General features: G+C 42.1%; 24 protein-coding genes, 1 other RNA gene and 1 other annotated feature. Of the genes, 4 read left to right on the top strand and 21 right to left on the bottom strand.

Features of this window, described 5'->3' with window-relative positions; all coding sequences use genetic code 11:
* Nucleotides 1-106 precede the first annotated feature (106 nt).
* From ACTJJQ_RS00660 to ACTJJQ_RS00640, 5 genes are all read right to left on the bottom strand, one after another.
* Entirely contained in the window at nucleotides 107-871 is a 765-nt protein-coding gene (locus ACTJJQ_RS00660; protein WP_008342718.1) for a tRNA threonylcarbamoyladenosine dehydratase, read from the bottom strand.
* A 92-nt stretch (nucleotides 872-963) separates the two neighbouring features.
* A non-coding RNA gene (gene ssrS / locus ACTJJQ_RS00655) (6S RNA) lies at nucleotides 964-1144 on the bottom strand.
* 76 nt (nucleotides 1145-1220) lie between these two features.
* Nucleotides 1221-2999: an aspartate--tRNA ligase gene (aspS, locus tag ACTJJQ_RS00650; RefSeq protein ID WP_026050119.1), complete on the bottom strand. Its 1779-nt coding sequence runs from the start codon at nucleotides 2997-2999 to the stop codon at nucleotides 1221-1223.
* Nucleotides 3000-3017: 18 nt separating this feature from the next.
* Complete coding sequence (hisS, locus tag ACTJJQ_RS00645; RefSeq protein WP_017358112.1) at nucleotides 3018-4292, bottom strand: histidine--tRNA ligase; 1275 nt, start codon at nucleotides 4290-4292, stop codon at nucleotides 3018-3020.
* Nucleotides 4293-4365: 73 nt separating this feature from the next.
* Nucleotides 4366-4605, bottom strand: a binding site (T-box leader).
* Between the two features lie 58 nt (nucleotides 4606-4663).
* Complete coding sequence (locus ACTJJQ_RS00640) at nucleotides 4664-4834, bottom strand: YrzK family protein (RefSeq protein ID WP_003216250.1); 171 nt, start codon at nucleotides 4832-4834, stop codon at nucleotides 4664-4666.
* Between the two features lie 137 nt (nucleotides 4835-4971).
* Here ACTJJQ_RS00640 and ACTJJQ_RS00635 point away from each other — a divergent pair, with 137 nt between their 5' ends.
* A complete protein-coding gene (locus ACTJJQ_RS00635) occupies nucleotides 4972-6552 on the top strand; it encodes an SH3 domain-containing protein (RefSeq protein ID WP_440599862.1) in 1581 nt (526 codons plus the stop codon).
* A gap of 93 nt (nucleotides 6553-6645) precedes the next feature.
* Here ACTJJQ_RS00635 and dtd read toward each other — a convergent pair whose 3' ends face one another.
* The 8 genes from dtd to ACTJJQ_RS00595 all read right to left on the bottom strand — a co-directional run bounded on the left by dtd (nucleotide 6646) and on the right by ACTJJQ_RS00595 (nucleotide 16123).
* Nucleotides 6646-7089: a D-aminoacyl-tRNA deacylase gene (dtd, locus tag ACTJJQ_RS00630; RefSeq protein WP_008342725.1), complete on the bottom strand. Its 444-nt coding sequence runs from the start codon at nucleotides 7087-7089 to the stop codon at nucleotides 6646-6648.
* An 18-nt stretch (nucleotides 7090-7107) separates the two neighbouring features.
* Complete coding sequence (locus ACTJJQ_RS00625) at nucleotides 7108-9318, bottom strand: RelA/SpoT family protein (protein ID WP_007501480.1); 2211 nt, start codon at nucleotides 9316-9318, stop codon at nucleotides 7108-7110.
* Between the two features lie 142 nt (nucleotides 9319-9460).
* Nucleotides 9461-9973 (bottom strand): adenine phosphoribosyltransferase, encoded by a 513-nt coding sequence (locus tag ACTJJQ_RS00620; RefSeq protein ID WP_008342729.1) that lies wholly within the window; start codon nucleotides 9971-9973, stop codon nucleotides 9461-9463.
* 23 nt (nucleotides 9974-9996) lie between these two features.
* Entirely contained in the window at nucleotides 9997-12330 is a 2334-nt protein-coding gene (recJ, locus tag ACTJJQ_RS00615) for a single-stranded-DNA-specific exonuclease RecJ (protein ID WP_440599861.1), read from the bottom strand.
* 81 nt (nucleotides 12331-12411) lie between these two features.
* Complete coding sequence (locus tag ACTJJQ_RS00610; protein ID WP_019743029.1) at nucleotides 12412-12768, bottom strand: LapA family protein; 357 nt, start codon at nucleotides 12766-12768, stop codon at nucleotides 12412-12414.
* 99 nt (nucleotides 12769-12867) lie between these two features.
* Nucleotides 12868-13356: a cation:proton antiporter regulatory subunit gene (locus ACTJJQ_RS00605; protein ID WP_008342734.1), complete on the bottom strand. Its 489-nt coding sequence runs from the start codon at nucleotides 13354-13356 to the stop codon at nucleotides 12868-12870.
* Between the two features lie 200 nt (nucleotides 13357-13556).
* A complete protein-coding gene (gene secDF, locus ACTJJQ_RS00600; protein ID WP_048001809.1) occupies nucleotides 13557-15785 on the bottom strand; it encodes a protein translocase subunit SecDF in 2229 nt (742 codons plus the stop codon).
* Between the two features lie 41 nt (nucleotides 15786-15826).
* Nucleotides 15827-16123, bottom strand: a complete 297-nt coding sequence (locus ACTJJQ_RS00595) for a post-transcriptional regulator (protein ID WP_003216788.1) — start codon at nucleotides 16121-16123, stop codon at nucleotides 15827-15829.
* A gap of 116 nt (nucleotides 16124-16239) precedes the next feature.
* On the opposite strand from ACTJJQ_RS00595, the gene spoVB reads away from it, so the two are divergent.
* Nucleotides 16240-17790, top strand: a complete 1551-nt coding sequence (gene spoVB, locus ACTJJQ_RS00590) for a stage V sporulation protein B (protein WP_019743030.1) — start codon at nucleotides 16240-16242, stop codon at nucleotides 17788-17790.
* Between the two features lies 1 nt (nucleotide 17791).
* Here spoVB and ACTJJQ_RS00585 read toward each other — a convergent pair whose 3' ends face one another.
* Nucleotides 17792-18454: a DUF421 domain-containing protein gene (locus ACTJJQ_RS00585; protein WP_024718383.1), complete on the bottom strand. Its 663-nt coding sequence runs from the start codon at nucleotides 18452-18454 to the stop codon at nucleotides 17792-17794.
* Nucleotides 18455-18619: 165 nt separating this feature from the next.
* Between ACTJJQ_RS00585 and ACTJJQ_RS00580 the strand changes: the two genes are divergently transcribed.
* Nucleotides 18620-18997 (top strand): TIGR04086 family membrane protein, encoded by a 378-nt coding sequence (locus tag ACTJJQ_RS00580; RefSeq protein WP_007501492.1) that lies wholly within the window; start codon nucleotides 18620-18622, stop codon nucleotides 18995-18997.
* Nucleotides 18998-19046: 49 nt separating this feature from the next.
* Here the strand turns inward: ACTJJQ_RS00580 and yajC are convergent, their stop codons facing one another.
* The 7 genes from yajC to ACTJJQ_RS00545 form a co-directional block, all read right to left on the bottom strand.
* Nucleotides 19047-19313: a preprotein translocase subunit YajC gene (gene yajC / locus ACTJJQ_RS00575; protein ID WP_003216659.1), complete on the bottom strand. Its 267-nt coding sequence runs from the start codon at nucleotides 19311-19313 to the stop codon at nucleotides 19047-19049.
* A 47-nt stretch (nucleotides 19314-19360) separates the two neighbouring features.
* A complete protein-coding gene (tgt, locus tag ACTJJQ_RS00570) occupies nucleotides 19361-20506 on the bottom strand; it encodes a tRNA guanosine(34) transglycosylase Tgt (protein ID WP_008342748.1) in 1146 nt (381 codons plus the stop codon).
* Nucleotides 20507-20537: 31 nt separating this feature from the next.
* A complete protein-coding gene (queA, locus tag ACTJJQ_RS00565; protein WP_431793892.1) occupies nucleotides 20538-21566 on the bottom strand; it encodes a tRNA preQ1(34) S-adenosylmethionine ribosyltransferase-isomerase QueA in 1029 nt (342 codons plus the stop codon).
* A 34-nt stretch (nucleotides 21567-21600) separates the two neighbouring features.
* Entirely contained in the window at nucleotides 21601-21801 is a 201-nt protein-coding gene (locus tag ACTJJQ_RS00560; RefSeq protein WP_008342752.1) for a DUF2905 domain-containing protein, read from the bottom strand.
* Nucleotides 21794-22798, bottom strand: coding sequence for a Holliday junction branch migration DNA helicase RuvB (gene ruvB / locus ACTJJQ_RS00555; protein WP_007501501.1), 1005 nt, complete (start codon nucleotides 22796-22798; stop codon nucleotides 21794-21796). The genes ACTJJQ_RS00560 and ruvB overlap by 8 nt, the downstream gene beginning before the upstream one ends.
* Before the next feature lie 11 nt (nucleotides 22799-22809).
* Nucleotides 22810-23415, bottom strand: a complete 606-nt coding sequence (gene ruvA, locus ACTJJQ_RS00550; protein WP_173408156.1) for a Holliday junction branch migration protein RuvA — start codon at nucleotides 23413-23415, stop codon at nucleotides 22810-22812.
* A gap of 147 nt (nucleotides 23416-23562) precedes the next feature.
* Complete coding sequence (locus ACTJJQ_RS00545) at nucleotides 23563-24075, bottom strand: intercompartmental signaling factor BofC (RefSeq protein ID WP_008342756.1); 513 nt, start codon at nucleotides 24073-24075, stop codon at nucleotides 23563-23565.
* Between the two features lie 226 nt (nucleotides 24076-24301).
* Between ACTJJQ_RS00545 and ACTJJQ_RS00540 the strand changes: the two genes are divergently transcribed.
* On the top strand, nucleotides 24302-24946 hold the full coding sequence (locus tag ACTJJQ_RS00540) for a serine/threonine protein kinase (RefSeq protein ID WP_017367714.1): 645 nt from the start codon (nucleotides 24302-24304) through the stop codon (nucleotides 24944-24946).
* Nucleotides 24947-25047 lie beyond the last annotated feature (101 nt).

Raw genomic sequence — 25047 nt, 5'->3', positions numbered from 1 at the left:
GGCGCGGAGCGAATTTGACATTCGTGAGCACCGAAGCGCAGGACTGACACCGAATGCGAGGGTTTGTCTACACGCTGAAGCCCCCTGCTCTAAGCAGGCGGGCTGTTTATTTATCTTTCACACGTGTAATCGGAATATCTTTTAACAGTTTCATAATGACATGACCACCCATGATCAGTCCAGCCACAGATGGAACAAAAGCATTGGATGACGGCGGCATTTGTGCCTTACGAATTTTCGCTTCATCATTTCCAACTTCTTTTCTCACATCTTCACGAATGACAATCGGACTTTCATCAGAGAAAATAACTTCAATTCCCTTACGAATGCCTTCCTTCCGCAGGCGTGTTCTGACGACTTTCGCAATTGGGTCTGTATGTGTTTTCGAGATGTCATCAATTTTAAAACGTGTCGGATCTGTTTTATTTGCAGCACCCATACTCGAAATAATGTTCACATCGCGTTTCAGGCACTCTTTCATTAAATGAATTTTATAATGAATTGTATCTGATGCATCAATGACATAATCAAGTGGATACTCAAAGAATTGTTCATATGTTTCTTCTGTATAGAACATTTTGAGCGCAACAACTTCACATTCTGGGTTAATGTCAGCAATTCTTGCCTGCATTAAGTCAACTTTAGGCTGACCAACCGTTGATAGCAAAGCTGGCAGCTGCCTATTTACATTTGTAATATCAATATCATCTTTATCAACAAGAACAATACGGCCAACACCTGAACGAGCAAGGGCTTCTACTGCAAAAGAACCTACGCCGCCTACTCCAAGCACTGCAACTGTACTGTTTTTTAATATATTTAAGCCTTCCTTGCCAATGGCAAGCTCGTTTCTTGAAAACTGATGTAACAAGTGCCTCACTCCACCTTTATTTAAAATGAATCGAAAGAATCATATCATATTCAGCGTTCTCCGTCATCCTTCTCAAATAGAAAAAAACACAAAAAAGTCCCGATCACGCCGCCAGCTTTTCCTTCGTTTTGAACCCCGCACCATGCAGGTGGGTGCTTTCTTCCTCACTTTATAAGTCCTCAGAAGAGGCATTTATGCAGAAAGGAAAGGCAAGCTCCCGTAGAAAAAAATGTTCGGTCAAAACTAGGTAACCACCGTACGTATCAGGACTTTATTTATTATTGATGAAAGCATATCATAGGCATGTCCCTTTTACAAGCGTTTACATGCCTATAAACATGCGCCTATTTTACTGTTTTACTTTTGTTTTAATAGCCAAACTCAGTTCATCTAGCTGCGCTGCGCTTACAGTGCCAGGAGCATCTGTGAGAACACAGCTTGCACTTGCCGTTTTCGGAAACGCAATGGTATCTCTTAGGTTAGATCGGCCGGCAAGCAGCATCACTAAGCGGTCAAGTCCAAGCGCAATTCCGCCGTGCGGAGGCACACCATGCTCAAATGCATCAAGAAGGAAGCCGAACTGATCGTACGCTTCTTCTTTAGAAAAGCCAAGTAAACCAAACATTTTCTCTTGAATGTCCTTTTCAAAAATACGAATAGAACCTCCGCCAAGCTCATAGCCGTTCAGCACAAGATCATACGCTTGAGCTTTCATATCTTCTGGACTTGTTTCAATTAATTCAAGATCATCCCGAACTGGCATTGTGAAAGGATGGTGGGCAGCATAGAAGCGGCCTTCTTCTTCATCCTTTTCAAGCAGCGGCCAATCGACAACCCATAAGAAATTGAAGACAGATTCATCGATGAGTTTAAGCTCTTTGCCAAGTTTTAAGCGAAGTGCGCCAAGCGCATCATGGACAACAGACGTCTTATCTGCAACAAAGAGTAAAAGGTCGCCTTCTTCAACTTGAAGCTGTTCTTTTAATTCTGCTTGTTTTGACTCATCAAAGAATTTAGCGATTGGTCCTTTTAACTCTGTCCCTTCAGCTTTTAGCCAAGCAAGACCTTTTGCACCATAGTTCGCTGCAAATGCACCAAGTGCATCGATGTCTTTTCTTGAGTAGTTTGCTGCAGCCCCTTTGACATTAATCGCTTTGACAGCTCCGCCATTGTTTACAGCACCGCTGAAGACTTTGAAATCTGAGTCTTTTACCGTGTCTGAAATGTTGACAAGCTTCATGTCAAATCGGGTATCTGGCTTGTCAGAACCATAGGAATTCATCGCTTCATCGTACGTCATACGAGGTAATGGCAATGTCAGGTCAACACCTTTGACATCTTTCATCACCTTTGCCATCATCTCTTCAGCAAGCGTCATGATGTCTTCTTGGCTCATAAAGGACATTTCAATATCGACTTGTGTAAATTCCGGCTGACGGTCAGCACGCAAGTCTTCATCTCTAAAGCAGCGAGCGATTTGATAGTAGCGGTCCATCCCAGACACCATGAGTAATTGCTTAAATAATTGCGGAGACTGCGGCAGCGCATAGAATTCTCCTTCGTGTACACGGCTTGGCACAAGATAGTCACGCGCACCTTCTGGCGTACTTTTTGTTAAAATTGGCGTTTCAATGTCTAGAAAGCCGTGATCATCTAAGAAATGGCGGAATGCTTTTGTGACTTCATGTCGCATTTTCATCGTTTCAAACATCGCAGGACGGCGAAGATCTAGGTAGCGGTATTTTAAGCGCACATCTTCTGATACCTCATCTGCTTGATCAGAAATCACAAATGGAGGCGTCTTGGCTTCATTTAAAACAGTGACCGTGTCGACTTGAATTTCAATTTTGCCTGTTTTTAAATTTGGGTTGATCGTGGCTTCTTCTCTTGCGACCACTGTCCCTTTAATATCAAGGACATATTCATTACGAATCGATTCTGCTGTCTCAAGAGCCTCTTTTGATTGGTCTGGATGAAAGACAACTTGCACAATGCCTGTACGATCACGCAGGTCAATAAAGATTAATCCACCAAGGTCACGACGTTTTTGTACCCATCCTTTTAATACAACTGTTTGACCAATTTGGTCTTCTGTTACTTCTCCACAATAAAAAGTTCTACCAAACACAAACATTCCACTCCTTCTTTACGCTTTCTGGTGGGCTTTCATCATTTGAATCAGCTCATCAAGCTTCACTTCAATTTGTTCACCCGTTGTCGTATCTTTTACATTTACAATTTGCTGCGCCAGCTCATCTTCACCAAGAACTGCAATAAACTTGGCTTTCGAGCGGTCTGCGGCTTTAAATTGTGCTTTTAGCTTTTTCCCTGTATAGTCCATTTCACTTGAAATGCCTTCTTTTCTTAGGCGATTCAATAAGCCAACAGCATAATCTTTTGCTTGATCTCCTAATGCCGCAATGTATAAATCAATGCCGTCTTGAACAGGAAGCTCAATCTTCTCTGCATCAATCGCTGATAGGAAACGTTCAATACTCATCGCAAAGCCGATACCTGGTGATTCAGGACCGCCAATTCCTTCAACAAGTCCATCATAACGGCCGCCGCCGGCTAATGTTGTGATCGCGCCAAAGCCTTCTGCATTACTCATAATCTCAAAGGCAGTGTGATTGTAATAATCAAGACCGCGCACTAAGTTCGGATCGACGACATATTCAATGCCTAGATCGGTTAAGTACTGTTTTACTTTTTCAAAATAAGTCCGTGATTCTTCATTTAAGTAATCTTGAATGGATGGTGCCGTTGCCATCAGTTCGTGGTCGCGGTCCTTTTTACAATCAAGAATACGCAATGGATTTTGATGCAAACGAATTTGGCAGTCATGACAGAATTCATCAATTCTTGGTTCAAAGTGCTCGACAAGTGCTTGACGGTAATCTGCACGGCTTTCTTTGTCACCAAGGCTGTTAATGACGAGTTTTAAGTTGGAAAGACCTGCTTTCTCATACACACTCATCGCTAATGAAATGACCTCTGCATCAATGGCAGGATCTTTTGAACCGATCGCTTCAATTCCGAATTGATAAAATTGACGATATCTTCCCGTTTGCGGACGCTCATAGCGGAACATTGGTCCAATGTAGTACAGCTTTGTAGGCTGTGCAGGCTGTGCAAACAGTTTATTTTCAACATAAGAACGGACAGTTGAAGCTGTTCCTTCTGGGCGAAGTGTGATGCTACGTCCTTTTTTGTCTTCAAATGTGTACATCTCTTTTTGAACGATATCTGTTGACTCGCCTACTCCTCGTGCAAACAGTTCCGTATGCTCAAAAATCGGTGTGCGAATCTCTTTGTATTGAAAGGCTGCACATGTATCTCTCGCAATTTGTTCAACATACTGCCAGCGTTCTGATTCTCCCGGTAAAATATCCTGTGTGCCTCTTGGAATATTAAAACTCATTTTTCGTCCTCCTACGACCATCATTCATTTTTTATGTGGACATATAAAAAACCCCCGCCTCTACTATGTGTATAGTAGGGACGAGAGTTATACCCGTGGTGCCACCCTAGTTGGATCATGATCTAGCCATGTTCCCGCTCAAATCCTTAACGCAGATTCACGTTCTCCGCCTAATGACTCATTTTTTGAGTGTTCAGCAGGAAACCTACAGAGTGTTCTTTCGTGATAAATGCCATGCGGATTCGCTTTCAGCCTAAGGCGATTCCTCTCTGCTCACGCAATTTACCCTACTATTCTCTATCATCAGTTCCACATTTTAAATTTTCAAGTGTGTTGATTTATATTATAATAAGGTCGGTGCTGCCACTCTGTCAACCCTTGCCGTGCCTCTTTTTCTTTTCCAGCTCTTCTTTTGACGTGCATCCGTATTCAGATGCCGTTTCTTCAAGGAAGCCTGGTTGATCCATTTCGTCGTGCTGCCAGCGATCGATATCACGATGTCCATTATATTGCACTCGTCCTAATTTTCTGCTTAATCTCATGTTTGTACATCCTTTTATCACATTTTTATCTAGTATAAACAGATTGATTCATTTTTATTAGGGAAACTGCAAGGAATTCATCCATTACATAACGAATTAACATTCATCGGTTTTACAAGGGAGGGGAAAACACCGTTTTGAATCTAAAAACACACCATCACATCATGTTGCTGCTCACCTGTTTTGTCCTCATTGCCAGCACTTGGCCAATGACACATGCGACGGCTCAAACAGATCAAGCTGTCGTTGCAACAGATGAAATCAATGTGCGAACCGGACCTGGTTTAAGCTACGGGATCGCAGCAGTTGTGAAACGAGGAGAAAGCTATCCCATTCTCACTGAACAAGGAGAATGGGTACAGATCGGGCTATCGAACGGACAAAAAGGCTGGGTCGTCTCATGGCTGATTACCAAGTCATCTGATGCACAAAAGCCTGCTAAGCAAAAGACGCAAGGTCAAAGTACGCAAGGAAGCAGTTCGATTACGTCAACAGCCTCTGACCTTCGCATTCGGACAGGCCCAGGGACTTCCTATCAAGTCATTGGCACTTTCCCGCAGGGCGCTTCCGCTAAAAAGCTGGACACAAGCGGCGAATGGACAAAAATATCGTACAAACAAGCGGAAGGCTGGGTCCACTCTGATTATATTTCCGGCGGACAAAACGCTTCTTCATCCAGTTCAGCTGAGCCCGCTCGTTCTAAACAGTCCGGCACAGTTGGCGTATCAAGCTTGAATGTTCGAAAATCGGCGGCACCAAATGCACAAGTTGCCGCTTCACTTTCCCGCAACACTCAAGTCACCATTTTACGGGAGCAAAATGGCTGGTATGAAATCGAAGCAAAAGGCGTTAAAGGCTGGGTTGCAAGTTATTATATTGTCTCAAGCCAAGGAACAAGTGCAGCACCTGAAAAGAATTCATCCTCTTCGTCATCTCATCAGAAAGCGTACATCGTTTATGATGGAACGAATATTAGGAAAAACGCTTCTACCTCTGCTGGTATTGCAGAAAGAGGAACAAAAGGAGCTGCTTATCAAATTGTTCGTACGCAAGGTGACTGGTACGAGGTGACATTATCAAACGGCGGAACAGGCTACGTGGCGAGCTGGGTCGTTCAAACAAAGAAAAATAGCAGCGAAGCACCAAGACCTCAGCAGGATTCATCGTCTAGCACTGGATCTTTAAAAGGCAAAACAATTGTTCTTGATCCTGGTCATGGCGGAAAAGACAGCGGCACGATCGGCGCAGACGGTGCATTTGAAAAGAATATCACGATCAAAACCGCTCATTTGCTGGCGGGTAAGTTAAGAGCTTCTGGAGCAAATGTCTATTTAACAAGAAGTGATGATACATTCATCAGCCTTCAATCGAGGGTTGCCACTTCACATTACCGAAATGCAGATGCATTTATTAGTCTTCATTATGATAGCTTTATGGACCCAAGTATCAGAGGGAGCACCGCATATTATTATCAGGCATCCAAAGATCAACGTCTGGCGACAAGCGTTCATACTGAAGTCGCAAAACGATCACAGATCCCTGATAAAGGAGTCAAATTTGGAGATTATTTTGTTTTAAGAGAAAACAAGCGCCCTTCCCTTTTATATGAACTCGGCTATTTAAGCAATCCTCAAGAAGAAGCGATCATTTATAGCGCCTCTTACCAAGAACGAGTGACAGAAGGAATGACAGAAGGATTAAAACAATATTTCCGATAGAAAAAAGAGGCCGCTGCGCCTCTTTTTTGATACCAAAAGAAAAAGACTCTAAACAAACTCTCAGCAAGAGTTTATCTACAGTCTAATGTCTTTCTATTCTTTGCTGTCCATCAACATGGTGACAGGCCCCGAATTGGTCAATGAGACGTCCATCATCGCCCCAAAACGCCCAGTTTCAACATGGATGCCTTTTTCTCTAAGCGTTTCATTGAAGCATTCGTAAAGTGAATTCGCCACATCCGGTTTGGCAGCTTTCATAAAGTTCGGCCGTCTGCCTTTTCTCGTATCACCATAAAGGGTAAATTGAGACACAGACAGTACACTTCCTTTTACATCTAACAAAGAATGATTCATTTTCCCGTTTTCATCTTCAAAAATACGCAAGTGTGCGAGCTTTTCAGCTAAGTAATGCACATCTTCTTCTGTGTCTTCATGTGTAACCCCAACGAGCACCATATAGCCTTCATTGATGGCACCTGTGATCTCTTCTTCTACTTTCACAGATGCACTCGTCACACGCTGAACAACAAGCCTCATAGACGATATACTTCCTTTCTAATTCATAAATCGGCGAACTGAGTAAATGTCTTTGATTTGTTTGATACGTTCCACTACTTTATGCAAATGATTAATATTTTGGATAAAAATAGCCATATGAATCGTCGCTACTTTGTTACGATCAGACTTCCCAGAAACAGAGGAGATGTTTGTTTTCGTTTCATTCACCGCTTGAAGCACTTCATTGAGTAAGCCGCGCCTGTCATATCCTAATATCTCAATTTCCACATTGTATTCTTTACGGTTTCGAGCAGGCTGTTCGTGCTCCCACTCGACCGGAATTAACCGCTCCTGCGCTTCGCCTGTCTTCACGTTAGGGCAGTCCTCACGGTGAACAGATACACCACGGCCTTTTGTAATAAAGCCAACAATGCTATCACCAGGAACAGGATTACAACACTTAGATAAACGGACAAGCAAGTTATCAATGCCTTTCACTCGCACGCCAGCTTCGCGTTTTTTCCCGTGATATGGTTTTGACTCTACAGACACTTCTTGAACGGTTTTCTCTTGTTCTTCCTGATCTCTTTGTTTTCTTTCTTTTTCCGTTAAACGATTCGCCACTTGGAGTGCCGTAATTCCGTTATAACCAACAGCTGCATACATGTCCTCTTCATTTGAGAAATTAAATTTATCAGCCACTTTTTGCAGATTTTCAGCGGTCAAAATGTCTTTGACATCGAACTCAAGGTTTTTGATTTCTTTCTCCACAAGTTCTCGGCCTTTTTCGACATTTTCTTCACGGCGCTGTTTCTTGAAAAACTGTCTGATCTTGTGCTTCGCTTGGGAGGTTTGGGCAAGTTTGACCCAATCCTGGCTTGGTCCATAGCTATGCTTAGATGTCAGAATTTCAATAATGTCACCTGTTTTTAGCTTATGATCAAGTGTGACCATTTTACCGTTGACCTTGGCTCCGATTGTTTTATTCCCAATTTCCGAATGAATCCGGTATGAGAAATCAATTGGAACAGAACCAGACGGCAGCTCTATGACGTCTCCTTTTGGTGTAAATACAAACACCATATCAGAGAAGAGATCGATTTTTAACGATTCCATAAATTCTTCCGCATCTGTGGATTCATTTTGGAATTCAAGGATTTCTCTAAACCAAGACAGCTTCTTCTGGAAAACGGCTTCTTCCGTCGATTCTGCTGACTCTTTGCCTTCTTTATACGCCCAGTGTGCCGCAATTCCGTATTCCGCAATTTCGTGCATTTCCACTGTACGAATCTGAACTTCAAGCGGGTCCCCTTTTGGACCAATCACCGTTGTATGAAGAGACTGATACATGTTCGGCTTTGGCATCGCAATATAATCCTTAAATCTGCCTGGCATCGGCTTCCAGCACGTATGAATAATACCAAGTACCGCATAGCAGTCTTTAATGCTGTCAACCAAAATACGTACAGCCAGCAAATCATATATTTCATTAAACTGCTTATTTTGCATGACCATTTTGCGATAAATACTATAAATATGTTTCGGTCTGCCGGAGAATTCAGCCTTAATGTTCACCTCAGACACGCGGTCTTTCACTTCATTGACAACCTCGTCCAAGTATTCTTCACGTTCCGCTCGTTTGCGCTTCATGAGATTCACAATCCGGTAGTATTGCTGCGGATTTAAATAGCGGAGGGCTGTATCTTCAAGCTCCCACTTAATCTTTGAAATCCCTAATCTGTGCGCAAGCGGTGCAAAGATCTCAAGGGTTTCATTTGAAATTCTTCGCTGCTTTTCCTGCGGAAGATGTTTGAGTGTTCTCATATTGTGAAGACGGTCTGCCAGCTTAATTAAGATGACGCGAATATCCTGCGCCATTGCAACAAACATTTTACGATGGTTTTCAGCCTGTTGTTCTTCTTGTGATTTATATTTAATCTTTCCGAGCTTTGTCACACCATCAACAAGCATGGCCACTTCTTCGTTAAAATGCTCTTTTAAATCTTCTAATGTCACATCCGTGTCTTCGACAACATCATGCAAGAAGCCGCCTGCAATGGTCGAAGGGTCCATTTCAAGATCAACAAGAATTCCCGCCACTTGAATAGGATGGATAATATAGGGCTCACCGGATTTCCGGTATTGTTCCTTGTGAGCATTTTCAGCATATTCGTATGCACGCTCTATAAATTGAATATGTTCAGCGGACAGGTATTCTCTTGCCTTATCAATGACCTGCTGCGCCGTTAAAACTTGTTCGTTCGCCATGGAATCACCTTTTTAAATGAAAACTGTATTGTAGTTTATTATCAAGAAAAATTCGATAGATGTAAAGAGAAGAAGTCCGCTAAAAGATTTTTGATAGGAAAAAAGCACCCTTCTTACTGAGTGCTTTTTGCGTAAAACTCCATTAGTATTGCATTAACGTCAAGATGTCGTAACCGTCAAGCTTCTTTCTGCCATCAAGATACGTCAGCTCAATTAAAAACGCAATCCCTGCCACAACGCCGCCTAATTCCTCAACCAGCTTGATGGATGCTTCAATCGTTCCACCTGTCGCAAGCAAATCATCTGTGATCAGTACACGCTGACCAGGACGAATTGCATCTTTATGAATCGTTAATACATCTTTACCGTATTCCAAACCGTAATCGACTTTGATGACTTCACGAGGAAGCTTTCCTTCTTTACGAACTGGGGCAAAACCTACACCAAGTGCGTATGCTACAGGGCAGCCAATAATGAATCCACGCGCTTCAGGACCAACAATGAGATCAATGTCTCTTTCCTTCGCGTATTCAACGATTTGATCCGTTGCATAACGGTACACTTCGCCTTTATCCATTAACGTTGTAATATCTTTAAATTGTACACCTTCCTTTGGGTAGTCAGGTACAACTGTCACATATTGTTTTAAATCCATCTTTTCCTTTTCCTCCTCGTACGTCAAAGCACAGGTGAGACTTCGCTCATCATGCTATTCAGCCATTCCTTCAGCTCTTTGGCTGAGGAATATGTTAGTGTTTGATCGAGTTCCATCAATCGTTGTTTTGCTGTATAAGACGATGATGCGGTTAAATCTTTTTTAGGGGCATCACGCACTATTGACAGCACACCATTCTCTATTTTAACAAAACCGAGTTCAAAAAACACCTTTGTCATAAAAATGATTGTATCTTTTGTCCAACCTCTATGTTTGGCAAGCTCCATGCCTTGTTCTTTAATAGGAAAACTTCCCCGTTTGAACAAGAACCCATAAAACCATTTGAATTGATCACGGCTCGGGAATGAGGACATAAAGTGATCTTCTTTCCGCTGAAACACCGTATAAATTCTTGCTGGTTGTTGGTTTTCTAAAAGCAGCTTGAGCAAGTGTTCATCGGCAGGAACATCGGCAAAGATCACATACTTTTCCTGCACATCATACGTGGATACATTTTCTGCATCAATAAGATGAATCGGAATATCCACTAGCTCCGATTGCCTTTTTGTTTCTTCGTCAAAACAGAAGACCATCGTTTTTGCTGGATCAAGTGTTGATACTTTCTTTTCCCAATCTTTTTTCCCACGCAAATCAAAGAGCTGCCATTCATCTACTCTAGCGTCTTTTAGCATGAGCTGAGGTTTCTTTCGGTTATTCCATTCATTAATCGAGACCTCGCCAACGACAGAAATTAGACTCCCCGGGACAAGTTCTTCTTTTAGCTTGCCTTGGTGAAAACCGACACAGTCGAGCAGCTTGTCTTCGTCTTTTAGTGACATTTTAATGTGATTTTGATTGGCCCCGATCGTTCGGATGTCTTCAAGCTGGGCGTCTTCAATCATAATGAACGGCTTAGGATTCTGCATGCCAAACGGGGACAGCAGCCCCACTTCTTCAATGGCTTGCACCGTCATTTCATCCACTTTACATACTGCATCGACCCGTTGAATTGGAATAAAATCTTCTTCTGTCAACGTTTCATTTGCATATTGATTCAATCTTTCCCTAAGTAAAGGAACATCATCCGCTTGAAGTGTCATTCCTGCTGCCATCGGGTGTCCACCGAAATGCGGCAGGATGTCACGGCACTTGCTCAAATGGAAAAATAAATCAAAGCCAGGAATACTTCGTGCTGACCCTTTCGCCATCTGCGTTTCTTCGTCTATTCCAAGCACAATCGCCGGACGAGAAAATGTATCCGTCAATTTTGAGGCAACAATGCCGACAACGCCTGGATTCCAGCCAGCTTTTGCTACGACGATAGCAGACTGGTCAGCGCCTGTCTCTTCGACCATTTGAATGGCTTCTTCCGTGATCGTACTCACAATTTTCTGCCGTTCTTTGTTCAATTCTTGTACAAAACGAGCGAGTTCTTCCGCTTCATCCATATCCTCAGTCATGAGAAGATGAACAGCCGGATCTGCTTGCTCAATTCGTCCAACAGCATTCAGCCTTGGCGCAATTTGAAAGCCGATCGTTTCCTCATTTGCTTCTTCAAGAGTGGCGCCTGCTTCTTTTAATAACGCTTTTAACCCAGGCCGTCTAGACTGTCGAAGCTGCAGAAGACCTTTTTTTGCAAGCCATCTATTTTCATCATGCAGCGGGACAAGATCGGCAATTGTGCCGATTGCAGCAAGATCTAATAATTCTACTGGGAGTTTACCAAGGAGTGCATGTGCCACTTTAAACACAACACCGACACCCGCAAGCTCTTTAAACGGATACTCACACCCAGGCTGCTTAGGATGTACAATCGCAAGTGCCTCAGGCAGTTCCTCGCTTGGTTCATGGTGATCTGTGATGATCAGGTCTAATCCTATTTCTTTTGCAATACGTGCTTCATTTACAGCAGCGATCCCTGTATCTACGGTGATAACAAGCGATGCCCCTTGCTCTTTGATATATCGGAAAGCCTGTTCGTTTGGCCCATATCCTTCTTTAAATCGATCTGGAATGTAAAAGTCTACCTTAGCAGATCGTTCTTTTAGTGTATGTAAAAGTACAGACGTACTTGTCACACCATCTGCATCATAATCTCCGAAGATCACAATCGATTCCTGCTCTTCAATCGCTTTGTTGATGCGCTCTACTGCTTCTTTCATTCCTTTTAATAAGAATGGATCATGAAATTCGGCTTTTTGATCAAATAAAAAAGACCTCGCTTCTTCTACTTCTTCGAGCCCTCTTTGTACAAGAAGTGATGCAGTCAGCGCTGAAATATTCAGATTTTCAGAGAGTGATTTCACTTTTTCTTCGCTAGGATGTTCATATTCCCAACGCATTTTGGATAATAACATAAATTCACCCCTCAACCACACTATTATACTAGAGTGGACTGAGGGGTTTCAATTTTTATTTTATGAAATGATACTGGAAGATTATTTTTCCTTCCGGTCAAAAGACGCTGGCTGTTCTTTTAAAGGCGTGACATTCGTTTTCTTTTGAACGTCTTTGTCCACCTTTTTATGGGAAGAAGCAGGGCTTGCTTTAGCGGCTGCACGTTCAGCTTTTAATACTTTTAATTCACGTTTTAGTTTCACAATTTGGAAAATCCCTGCAAAAGCCACAATGAGTCCGCCCATAAGAACAGAACCGATAATGACAAGAATCAGCGGCCATTCAGCCGTTCCAAATAAGTAGTCTACCTGTACAGGCCGCACGTTAATGACAGCAAATACTGAGACAATTAATACGAAAATAAATGCGAGTATGATGGTCCATTGTTGTTTATTCATCTACAAATCCCCCAAGCTTTTTCTTTTATTCTTCCCTCTTTCTTGTCCTTTTTAAACACAGAAAGAAAATTGCGGAAGGTTTTCTATCAGCATGGGCGCTTAGCTGCTGAGTTTTTCTTTAATGAGGCTCTTTAATTCTTTTCTTTCTCCAGAGATGACAAGGGTGTCTCCTTCTTCAATCACCGTATCTGGTCCTGGGTTTAAAATTTTCTCATGTGATTTTCTCACAATGGCGATGACTGTCACTTGATAGTTTTGGCGAACACTCAGGTCTCCGATCGTCTGGTTAACAGCCGGTGCGTTCTTTTCAATCTTAAACCATTCAATGATGAGTTCATCAATGGCCACCTCCACTGTCTCAAGCGCTTTTGGTTTATAGACCATGCCGCCTAAAATAGCCGAGATTTGTCTTGCTTCTTCATCGCTAAGCAAGATACCAGAAATACATTCTTCGTGATCATCTTCTTGAAAATGATACATCTCTCTTCTGCCGTCATCATGTGTGATAATGGCAAGTTTCTCATTATTTCTTGTGATCATTTCGGCTTTGTGACCGATACCTGGCAGTTCAGTTTCCCGAACCTTCATAACAGCCCCTCCAATGAATAAAAGCCAAATGCCCCAAACGGACACTTGCTTTCTATACTGATCTAAACGTATGTCATTATAGCAAAAGACCATTTCAAGATCAATGAAACCCGAAATGTTTTTACATATCATCTTATTGTTGTGACGATGACAAGTATGATGCATGAAAAAAAGACTGCCAAGCTGGCAGTCTTTCTTGTTTAAATATCTTGTTCTGTGTCGATTTTAGCCGGCTTTTTCAGCTCACGACCTTTCCAAATCAGCCAAATTTGTGCCGCAATGTAAAGAGATGAATACACCCCTGTTAATAGGCCGACAAGTAAGGCGATGGAGAAGTTTGTAATAGATGCTGAACCGAAAATGAGAAGTGCAATCACCACTACAAGTACAGTGAGTACAGTGTTCACAGAACGTGTAAAGGTTTGCTGTAAACTTAAATTCACAATGTACGATAAATCTTCGATCGTTTTCGGTTTGCGTTTCTTCATTTGCTCACGCACCCTGTCGAAGGTGACAATCGTGTCATTGATCGAGTACCCAATGACCGTGAGTATCGCTGCAATGAAGGTGACATCCACCTCTAAGCGCGTAATACTAAAGAAGGCAACGATAAAGAATGCATCGTAAAGCAGAGAGATTATCGCTGCAATCGCCATTTTATACTCAAATCGGACGGATACATATAAGATAATCCCGATAGAAGCAATGATGACAGCGTATAATGCGTTACGCGCAAGCTCTTTTCCAACTGTCGGAGACACTGTACTTACGTTAGGCTCCGTTCCGTATTTATCTTTGAAGTAATCTTTCACTTCAGCAATTTTTTCTTTATTTGGAACACCGACAAATCGAGCTGCTGCTTGATTTTCTTTTTGACCCGATAACACAACACTGTCTGTCTCAAGGTCTAGCTTTTTAAAATCTTGCTCCACCTGTTCTGTTGACAGCTTATGGTCACTTTGAATATCAACTCTAGTACCACTTGCAAAGTCAATACCTGCATTGAGCTTGAAGATTGACAGCACAATGATTCCAGCAATGGTAATGGCTGCTGAGAAAATCATAAAGCCTTTACGTTTGCTGACGAAATCCCATTTATCAAATGGTGTTTTCGGTTCAGTATTTTCAGTTGTTTCATGAATATCAATGATGTCTTTCTGACGAACACCAAACCAGCCTTTTCTGCGATCGAGATAACGGCTTTCTACAAGTAAGCCAAGAAGGAATCTTGATAGGAAGACAGCCGTGATAAAGCTTGTCAAAATCGATAGGATAAGCATGGTTGCAAACCCTTTGACAGAGCTTGTTCCAAAGAAGAATAGAACCCCGCCGGCAATAATACTTGTTAAGTTTGCATCAAAGATCGTGGCAAACGATCTGCGGTTACCCGATCTAAAAGCAGAACGGACAGATTTACCGAGCTTGAGCTCTTCTTTAATCCGCTCATACGTAATAATATTGGCATCAACAGCCATCCCTACCCCAAGAATCAATGCAGCTATTCCAGGAAGTGTCATGACCGCACCCATCCAGTCAAAGACTTGCAATGTGATATAGATATAAGCTGACAGTGTAATGACAGCAACAAGACCTGGTAATCGGTAATAAAACAGCATGAATAAGAAGATAAATGCTATTCCTACAATTCCTGCGAAGACTGTTTCGTTTAGTGCTTGCTCACCAAACTGTGCACTCACAGATGTTGAATATTTTTCGGTTAATTTTACTGGCAATGCGCCGGCATTTAAAATGCTCGCAAGGTCTTTTGCCTCTTGAACCGTAAAGTTTCCTTCAATTTGTACGTCACTGCTGTTAATTTCTTGGTTTACATTCGGCGCAGATACATACTTGTGATTTGATTTAGAGACTTCTTTTTTGAAAGAATCTCCTTTATGATAATCAAGCCAAATAACAAGCTGATTATTTGGTGCCATCGCCGCTACTTTTTTTGTCACGTCACCAAACTTTTTCGCATCCTTTAGTTTGACCGTCACGATCGGCTCATTCGTTTGATTGAATGTTTGTTTTGCACCATTTTCAACAAGATCAGATCCGTTTAGAAGCTCTTTGTCATTCGTATCTCTGAAGGAAAGCTGTGCTTCAGTCGATAGAATCTCCCGTGCTCTGTTTTGATCTTTTACGCCCGCAAGCTGTACGCGGATACGGTTGTTTCCTTCGATCGAAATGTTCGGCTCACTGACCCCAAGCACGTTGGCTCTTCGGTTCAAAGCCTCTACTGTACTGACGAGAACACCATTTGTGATCTTGTCTTCTTTTTTCACTGGGTGTACATCATACAGAACTTCAAATCCACCCTGTAAGTCCAGCCCTAGCGTCATATCTTTCGCAACGGGCTTCGTTAATAAGCCCACACCAGTTCCGATTAACAGAACCACTAAGAAAAACGCAAGTATGCGCCCTTTTTTCATTATGTATTTCCTCCTTAAACACCTGAATCCATTTAGATGGCTTATTTCAACAGTTCGTCCAGCATATTCTTGCCATCTTCACTGTCCAAAAAAGCAGACGTTTTAAACGACTGAACGGTTGCATAGTTCATAAATTCGCCAATTTTCACAGATAAAATATCTGCAACCATTTCATGAATCGGATACTCTTGTTTTTTCTTCCACTTCTTATTCTCTAAGTATGACCATAATTCCTCTAAATCTACATCTTTATAGCCCAAAACGATGAATTCTTCAAGCTTACTGAACAGAAAAGGCTTTAGATGGTCTTTGTATATAGCAGCCGGATGTTGTGTCATTGTGAGGCTCCCCCTTTTCAGTTTTTTATCGAGAGACTTGTCATGCTTGGACGATATACACGCATATCTTATTGTATATGATTCTATGTCGTTTGAGAAGGCAGGTGATCTGTGATTTGACGAAGCAAACGTTTTTAAAAGGGACGATTATTTTAATTTTAGCAGGTTTTATTACAAGAATATTGGGTTTTGTCAATCGAATTGTGATTGCAAGGTTCATTGGTGAAGAAGGCGTAGGGCTTTATATGATGGCAGCGCCTACCTTTTTTCTCGCCGTGACGCTGACACAATTCGGACTTCCTGTTGCTATTAGTAAGCTAGTCGCAGAAGCAGAAGCCCGTGGTGACAAACAGAAAACAAAACGCATTCTAGTGATGTCCCTTGCGATAACAGGAACACTCAGCCTGATTTTCACGCCGCTCTTTTTATGGTTTGCCCCTATTATGGCGGAAAATATGCTGACAGATCCTAGAACGGTCTATCCTCTGCTTGCCATTACACCAGTCGTACCCGTTATTGCGATCTCTAGTGTGTTAAGGGGCTATTTCCAAGGAAGACAGCAAATGAGCCCGCTTGCGATGTCGCAAGTACTAGAACAGGTCGCAAGAATTTCACTCGTGGCAGTATGTACAACAGCGTTCCTGCCTTATGGAATTGAATACGCAGCAGCAGGCGCTATGATTTCATCTGTCATCGGCGAAATGATTTCACTTGCTTACTTACTGATTGCCTTTCGTTATAAAAAGACCATCCGTATCCGAAAACGTTTTTTCAAGGCAATTCATGATGGGAAGGACACGTTTAAGCAGCTCATGAGTATTGCCCTGCCAACGACAGGTAGCCGTTTCATCGGCAATATCTCTTGGTTTTTAGAACCGATTGTAGTCGCGCAAAGCCTTGCGATTGCCGGTTATGCAGCTGTGGAAGCAACAAGGCAGTATGGAGAATTGACGGGACTTGCGCTCACCCTTTTGACACTTCCTAGTTTTATCACGTATTCTCTCTCCACCGCACTAGTTCCAGCGATTAGTGAGGGAATGGAACAGAACAAACGCAAAACGGTCGAATACCGGCTCAAGCAGGCGATGCGCCTTTGTTTATTAAGCGGGGGCATTTCATGTATTATCCTTTTCGTGTATGCAGAAAATTTAACCCTCTTCATGTATGGTTCATCTCATGCCGCTGTCTATGTAAAATTCATGGCGCCCTTCTTTTTGCTCTATTACTTTCAAGGGCCGCTGCAGGCTGTCCTTCAAGCATTAAATTTAGCGGGGGCAGCGATGACCAACAGTTTGATAGGAGCTGTTGTGAAAACAGGCATGATCTTTGTTCTTGCTTCACAGCCAAGCTTTGGCATTATGGGCGCAGCGCTTGCGATCCTCATTGGCATCGTTCTTGTCACGTTGCTCCATGCGGCAACTGTCGGTAAAGTGCTGCCTATTCATTTACCATTAAAAGAATATGGACTTTGCGTCCTTGTGATCATCGGCACTGGGGCAGTCAGCTTATGGATGAAACATCAGGCGAGCGGACTCTTTTCCGCACCTTTAGAGCTTGTCATGATGATCTTTTTGACGTGCGTGCTGTATGTCATTCTATTAATCTGTCTTGGGCTAGTGAAACGAGAAGAGCTGCGCCGCATCCCGTTTATTGGGAAGCTGCTGTAGCTCATCTTTTCTTTATAATTTCATCTTTCAAATCAATATAAAAATTCTTCTGATTAAAGCTGCAGTAAGAGATTTGCTCGATATCATGATAGCCTCTTTTGGCAAGCTCCTTTATCAGCCACTGTTCATCATGGTTGATCTGCTTGAGATGATCATGCTGAACCACACCGTCTGCAATAAGCGGGAGCTCAAGCGCTGCATGTTTGCGCTTGTTTTCTTTTTCAACAACGGCGAGCTTTCCTGAAGGCTCTAAGATGGCATATGAGACATCCTGGATACTATCGATGTTATTTTCTCTTAATTGAATCAGCAAATCATCAAAATTGTATCGCTGTTTTCTCATCGCACCCTCGTCTATTTTTCCGTTGATGATGAGCAGGGCCGGCTTACCGTCGAGAAAACGACGGACACCTTGGAATTTTAGTGACAAATAGGCAAGAGTGATTTGAATGAAGGTTAACAGCAGGATCGGCCATACTGTATGTAACATGTGATCCTCTACTTCTTCTATGGCGAGCACCGCAATTTCAGCGATCATCATAAAAATAACAAGATCTAAAATACTCAGTTCCCCAATCTCCCTTTTGCCCATTAAACGAAAGATAAACCAAATGAGAAAATATAAAATGATCGTTCTCATGGAGATAATTAAGATGTCCTGCATATGATGTAAACCCTCCTTCTCCACCATAGCTTGTGTCAAAACACTTTATTTATGTAGAAAAGAAAGCCTCGGTTTTTATCACGAGAATCATGTCTATTTTTTCTTCTCCGTGAATACATTTTAGTAAAAGACAAGCTTCGGTCAATTGGAGAGGAGACGAATCACATGCAGGAAACGAAACAAATAGGAAAAGGCATTTTATCTGGCTTAATTGCTATTTTTGTCGTGATGATTGTCACAAGCTTACTTGTATCACTGATGCTTACCTTCACAAGTATGCAGGAATCATCGTTTAAATGGATGATCATGATCTTGTCCTTTGCGGCACTTTTTCTAGGAGGAATGATTTCTGGAGGGAAAGCAAAGGAACGGGGCTGGCTCATTGGCGCCATGACCTCTTTTATCTTTTCACTCACTGTTTTTTTATTTCAATATTTAGGGTTTGGAGAAACCTTTTCACCAGAACAATTCATCTATCATGCAGCCTTTTTGGGAATTTGTATGCTAGGGGGAATGATTGGCGTTAATCTTCGGGGCAAATAAAAAAAGAGCGAATGATATCGCTCTTTTTTTATCGCTATGTATTGGAGGATTAACCTTTGTCAGCTAATTCTCTAATAGCACGTCGGTCGAAAGTTAAACGGTTGTTTTCGCTTGTTTTGATGACCACTTTTGATTCATCAATGTAGTCGATTTCACCGTGTAAACCACCGATTGTGACGATTTTATCGCCTTTTGATAAAGATTGCTGCATCTGACGCACAGCTTTTTGTTGCTTTTGCTGTGGACGGATTAACAAGAAGTAAAGCACAGCAAACATGACAACAATCATAATGATTGAACCCATACCACCATCCATTCTATCTCACCCCTTTCTAAAGCATTGTAAAGCTTTTCGTTTATGCGTTAAAAGTTTTTCGCATTCGGCTTGTTAAAGCCATAACGCTCAAAAAACTCTTCTCTAAAATCACCTAAACGATCCTCACGGATAGCTTCTCTCACTTGCTCCATTAATTTTAACAGAAAATGAAGATTATGATAAGTTGTTAATCGAATTCCGAACGTCTCATTTGTACGGATCAAATGTCTAATATAAGCGCGTGTGTAGTTTTTACATGTGTAGCAGTCACAGTTTTCATCGATTGGTCTGAAATCACGCTCATATTTAGCATTTTTCACAACAAGGCGTCCTTCACTTGTCATGAGCGTACCATTTCTTGCAATTCGCGTTGGCAGTACACAGTCAAACATATCGACACCGCGGATCGCACCGTCAATTAATGAATCTGGTGAGCCAACACCCATTAAGTATCTTGGCTTGTCATCCGGTAAAAATGGCGTTGTGAACTCCAGCACACGGTTCATCACATCTTTAGGTTCACCAACAGATAAACCTCCAATGGCATAGCCTGGGAAATCAAGTGAAACAAGATCTTTTGCACTTTGTTTACGAAGCTCTTCGTATTCTCCGCCCTGTACAATGCCAAACAGTCCTTGATCCTCTGGACGCTGGTGCGCTGTTAAGCAGCGCTCTGCCCATCTGCTTGTCCGCTCTACAGAACGTTTCATATAATCGTACTCTGCTGGGTACGGAGGACATTCGTCAAATGCCATCATAATATCTGAGCCGAGCGCATTTTGAATCTCCATCGCTTTTTCAGGAGAAAGGAACAACTTATCTCCATTTAAGTGATTACGGAAGTGAACGCCTTCTTCTTCAATTTTTCTAAATTCACTTAAAGAAAACACTTGGAAACCGCCTGAATCTGTTAGAATCGCTCGATCCCAGTTCATAAATTTGTGCAGGCCGCCTGCTTCTTTGACAATGTCATGCCCCGGGCGCAGCCATAGATGATACGTATTGCTTAAAATGATGCCTGCTTCCATTGCTTTTAACTCTTCAGGCGCCATTGTTTTCACTGTAGCCAGTGTACCAACTGGCATAAATACAGGTGTTTCAAAGGAGCCGTGCGGTGTATGAACGCGTCCAAGACGTGCACCTGTTTGTTTGCATGATTTAATGAACTCATAACGTATCGGTAATTGCGACAAAAATGAGCCCTCCTGTCTTTGTTGTATGATGTTATTGAATCAGCATGGCATCGCCAAAACTGAAGAATCGGTATTCCTCTTTTACAGCCTCATTGTACGCTTTTAGGACGTGTTCTCGTCCAGCTAATGCACTGACAAGCATAATTAAAGACGATTTTGGCAAGTGGAAATTCGTGATCATGCCATCAATTGCCTTAAATGTATAACCTGGATAAATAAAAATCGACGTCCAGCCGCTTGACGCTTTGAATTCCCCATCATAAGCACTTGCAATGGTTTCAAGCGTTCTTGTCGAAGTTGTTCCGACTGAAATAATCCGCCCGCCTTCTTTGCGCACGCGATTAAGCTCTTCTGCCGTTTCTTCATTCATTTCGTAAAACTCTGCGTGCATTTCATGTTCTTCAATGCGTTCAGCACTGACCGGTCGAAATGTGCCAAGTCCTACATGGAGCGTAATAAACGCAATATGCACTCCTTTTGCTTTCAGTTCATCCAGCAGTTCATTTGTAAAGTGAAGACCGGCAGTAGGCGCAGCAGCCGAACCAACCTCTTTGGAATAAACGGTTTGATAACGCTCACGATCGTCAAGCTGCTCTTTAATGTACGGAGGCAGCGGCATTTCACCTAAAGATTCAAGTACTTCATAAAAAATGCCTGTATACTGAAACTCAACTTTTCTTCCGCCATGTTCCAGTTCCTCTGTACATACCGCTTTTAATCGTCCATCACCAAATGTAATGACTGTTCCGTTTTTCACACGTTTTGCTGGTTTCACGAGCGTTTCCCATTTGTCTCCTTCTTCTTGTTTCAAAAGAAGCAGCTCCACTTTAGCACCCGTATCCTCTTTCGTTCCAAACAGACGTGCAGGCAATACACGTGTATTGTTTAAAACGAGACAATCACCCTTTTGAAAGTAATCTGTGATTTGCGAGAATGTATCATGTGTGATGTCACCTGTTTGTTTATGTAAGACCATCAGTCTTGATGCATCTCGTTTTTCAAGCGGCACTTGTGCAATCAATCTTTCTGGTAAATCAAAATCAAATAGTTCTAACTTCATTTCCTTCACCTATTCTGTAGTTAACTAGTTAACGTTATTTCATCCGTCCGAAGACATTGAGTAAAATGGTTAGGACGATGCTAATGACAATGCATGTAATCACAGGAAAAAAGAACGTTACGTTCCCTTTTTTCACGAAAATATCGCCTGGAAGTTTCCCAACCAATTGAAACACTAAACCTGCGGCAAAAAGGACACCACCTAAAATCATCAACATTTTAGGGAATTCAGTCACGAATCGGAACCTCCATATGAAAATGTTCATACGCTTCTCTTGTGACGACCCGCCCTCTTGGTGTTCTTTGCAGAAAACCAATTTGCAGTAAATACGGTTCGTACACATCTTCAATCGTATGTGATTCTTCTCCAATTGTCGCTGAGATCGTATCAAGTCCAACAGGACCGCCTCTAAATTTTTCAATCATACTTAAAAGCAGCTTATGATCGATATGATCAAGTCCGAGTCTGTCAACTTGCAGACGCTCAAGAGCATCTTCTGCAATGTCTTGTGTGATCGCATGATTTCCGAGCACCTGCGCAAAATCTCTTACTCTTCTGAGCAAACGATTGGCGACCCTCGGTGTGCCTCTAGATCTTCTTGCAATCTCTTCAGCTGAACGAATGTCGATCCCAATCTCAAACAGCTCGGCTGTTCTTGCTACAATGTGAGCCAAATCTCTTTGCTCATAGTATTCCAATCTTGCATGAACCCCAAACCTATCACGAAGCGGCGCTGTTAAAAGCCCAACACGGGTTGTAGCACCTACAAGCGTAAATGGCGGTAAATCAAGCCGCACAGAGCGTGCTGTATCTCCTTTTCCAATCACGATATCTAGACAAAAGTCCTCCATCGCTGGATATAGCACTTCCTCTATTGAACGCTGCAAGCGATGAATTTCATCAATAAACAGAACATCGCCAGGTTCAAGAGATGTTAAGATCGCCGCCAAATCGCCAGGACGTTCAATCGCCGGTCCAGACGTTGTACGCAGCTGAACATTCATTTCATTGGCAATGATCGACGCAAGCGTTGTTTTCCCAAGTCCCGGCGGTCCATATAAAAGGACGTGATCCAGTGTTTCCTGCCTCATTCGGGCAGCTTCAATAAATACGCTGAGATTATCCTTTACTTTCTGCTGGCCAATATATTGACTAAGCGTCTGTGGACGCAGACTTTGCTCAATGGCTGATTCATGGTTGTCTGCTTCAGTTGAGACGAGCCGTTCATCCATGAGACATCACCCTATTTCAACATTTTTTGTAAAGCTTTTTTCACATATTGATCGGTTGTAAGATTCTTCTCTTCTTTTAATAAAGGAAGAACCTTTTTGATTTCACGATCACCATACCCAAGGACACTTAAAGCTTCAACCGCTTCATCTAAAGCGCTTTGCTGTGTTTCAACCTGAATATGATCCTCGTGGTTAAATAAGTTTCCTATCATTTCAGGCACCACATCTGCGAGCTTCCCTTTCAGATCTAGAATGATCTGACGTGCTGTTTTTTTGCCAACACCCGGGAATTTAATGAGGAAAGCTTCATCCTCTCGTTCGATCGCTGAAATGACAGCGCCAGGGTCACCGGAAGCAAGAATCGCAAGCGCCCCCTTCGGTCCAATCCCTGTGACATTTAACAGTTTTGTGAACAACGCTTTTTCTTCTCGTGTTTGGAATCCATATAACGAAAAAGCGTCTTCCTTTATGTAATGATACGTATAAATCGTTTCTTGTTTTGATACTCGATAGATAAACGGATTTGGGGTATAGACTTGATATCCCACTCCGCCGTTTTCAATGACAACATATTGCGGGCACACATAATCAATGGTCCCTTTTACAAACTCTATCACCGTTTTCACCTCTTTGACTGTTCTCCATTGTAACATAAATCGAAGAGAAAACCGTAATAAAAGTTAACATACGTTCGCTCAGCCTTTTTTCATAGTCAACCCATGAAAAAGAGCTTGCGGTCTTCACACCAGCAAGCTGTCATACGATTAAAACGATTGTTCATTTCGGTAAGGTTTCATGACTTCAAGCACATGCTCAAATTCATCTTTTGTTCGAAATGGAATGCCTTGTGCAAGCTGCTGCTCTACATGACTTTCCAAGCGGGACGTATCAATTTGAAAAAAGAGATGAATAGGCTCCGCCCACCCGTCAGGCCTTCCATGAAACGTAGAAATCACGCCGTCTTCTGATAATCCGATATATCCATTTGCTTTACTCAAAGGCGATATATCGTCAATTTGCTTTCTAAAAAGGGCAAAATCCTCTCGCTGTTCTACCAATGTCCAGCCCTTATACTGGGCCCAAAATGTGTCTTTGTCTTCTAATGATGCCCGCTGTCTTTCAATACTTACATCGCCGTCTAGATAGACCTTTTCAAGCTGAACGTTGATGGTTTTTGACTCTTTTTGCAAGTGTTCTGCTGCTTCCATATCAACAGCGAAAAAGAGTACACTTGTCATGATAAGTCCTGTAACGAAATACTTTATTTTCACTTTCACTATTTACACCTCTTTAGAACATAAGATCGATGCATGACATATGTAGTTTGACCCATTTTGCTACACATTAACCAAATCGATGTCTTGACACATATTGAGCGTCTTTCGTTGTATCCTTCGTGCGTAAATGTTATGTTTTATACAATCCATTGCTCTACCGAATTACATGGTTTTTTCATCATTCGTTTTTCAGCCGCATAAACTGAAACCAAAGAAGGTGAAGTCAATGTCAGATGTCAAAAGATTAGCCGAATCGATTCAGTATCAAGAAGAAAAGCGTTTTAATAAGCTCGTCTTTAAACCGGCTGAGCTTGAGCTGTGCGGCAAAGGAAGAAGTGCCTATGTATTTTCATACAAAAAAGACGGCAAAAAAATGGCGTTAAAAGTCTTTTTTCCTTCTTATCGAAACATCGCCCGCAAAGAGGCTGCAATTTATGAAAAACTTTCCGGCTCCTCCTATTATCCTGAGATTTACGAGTCTGGGGATCAGTATATTTTAATGGAATATATTAAAGGTTATACTTTCTATGAATGCCTGACAAAAGGAATTCCGATCAAAAAACAAATGATTGAACAAGTAGATGATGCATTGGAAGAAGCACGCGCGAAAGGTTTAAATCCTTCTGATATTCATCTGCGAAATTTAATTTTAACAAAGGATGGCCGCGTCAGGGTCATTGACGTCGCCCGCTTCACGCAAACGAAAACATGTCATCAATGGGATGATTTAAAAGCTGCATACGCCTATTATCAAAAACCTTTTTTCCCTAAAAAAGCGCCGCGTCTATGGCTTGAAGTGATTGCCTATTTGTATAAGAAAAACTGGCTGTCTCGAGGTCAGCTGAACAACCGAAATGATTTTACTGCATAATGAAAGCCGCTCGAAAAGAGCGGCTTTCAGATTGTTGACAAAGGGCTAAAATGAACTTGATTTTAGCCCTTTGTCTTCTTTTCAGCGTGATAGAAAACCTT

It is taken from the genome of Bacillus sp. 22483 (genome assembly GCF_052044605.1).
Lineage (GTDB): Bacteria > Bacillota > Bacilli > Bacillales > Bacillaceae > Bacillus > Bacillus altitudinis.
The sequence above is the reverse complement of the archived record's forward strand: the minus strand, read 5'-3'. Positions and strand labels throughout refer to the sequence as shown.

Coding starts and splice junctions, on each gene's coding strand:
- hisS (WP_017358112.1), bottom strand. CDS start 4,292: ATGAGTTTTAATATTCCAAGAGGCACACAGGATATTTTACCGGGAGAA.
- ACTJJQ_RS00640 (WP_003216250.1), bottom strand. CDS start 4,834: ATGAGATTAAGCAGAAAATTAGGACGAGTGCAATATAATGGACATCGT.
- dtd (WP_008342725.1), bottom strand. CDS start 7,089: ATGAGGCTTGTTGTTCAGCGTGTGACGAGTGCATCTGTGAAAGTAGAA.
- ACTJJQ_RS00625 (WP_007501480.1), bottom strand. CDS start 9,318: ATGGCGAACGAACAAGTTTTAACGGCGCAGCAGGTCATTGATAAGGCA.
- ACTJJQ_RS00620 (WP_008342729.1), bottom strand. CDS start 9,973: ATGGATTTAAAACAATATGTGACAGTTGTACCTGACTACCCAAAGGAA.
- recJ (WP_440599861.1), bottom strand. CDS start 12,330: ATGTTATTATCCAAAATGCGTTGGGAATATGAACATCCTAGCGAAGAA.
- ACTJJQ_RS00610 (WP_019743029.1), bottom strand. CDS start 12,768: ATGAATAAACAACAATGGACCATCATACTCGCATTTATTTTCGTATTA.
- ACTJJQ_RS00605 (WP_008342734.1), bottom strand. CDS start 13,356: ATGAAGGTTCGGGAAACTGAACTGCCAGGTATCGGTCACAAAGCCGAA.
- secDF (WP_048001809.1), bottom strand. CDS start 15,785: ATGAAAAAAGGGCGCATACTTGCGTTTTTCTTAGTGGTTCTGTTAATC.
- ACTJJQ_RS00595 (WP_003216788.1), bottom strand. CDS start 16,123: ATGACACAACATCCGGCTGCTATATACAAAGACCATCTAAAGCCTTTT.
- ACTJJQ_RS00585 (WP_024718383.1), bottom strand. CDS start 18,454: ATGCAGGACATCTTAATTATCTCCATGAGAACGATCATTTTATATTTT.
- ACTJJQ_RS00580 (WP_007501492.1), top strand. CDS start 18,620: ATGCAGGAAACGAAACAAATAGGAAAAGGCATTTTATCTGGCTTAATT.
- yajC (WP_003216659.1), bottom strand. CDS start 19,313: ATGGATGGTGGTATGGGTTCAATCATTATGATTGTTGTCATGTTTGCT.
- queA (WP_431793892.1), bottom strand. CDS start 21,566: ATGAAGTTAGAACTATTTGATTTTGATTTACCAGAAAGATTGATTGCA.
- ruvB (WP_007501501.1), bottom strand. CDS start 22,798: ATGGATGAACGGCTCGTCTCAACTGAAGCAGACAACCATGAATCAGCC.
- ACTJJQ_RS00540 (WP_017367714.1), top strand. CDS start 24,302: ATGTCAGATGTCAAAAGATTAGCCGAATCGATTCAGTATCAAGAAGAA.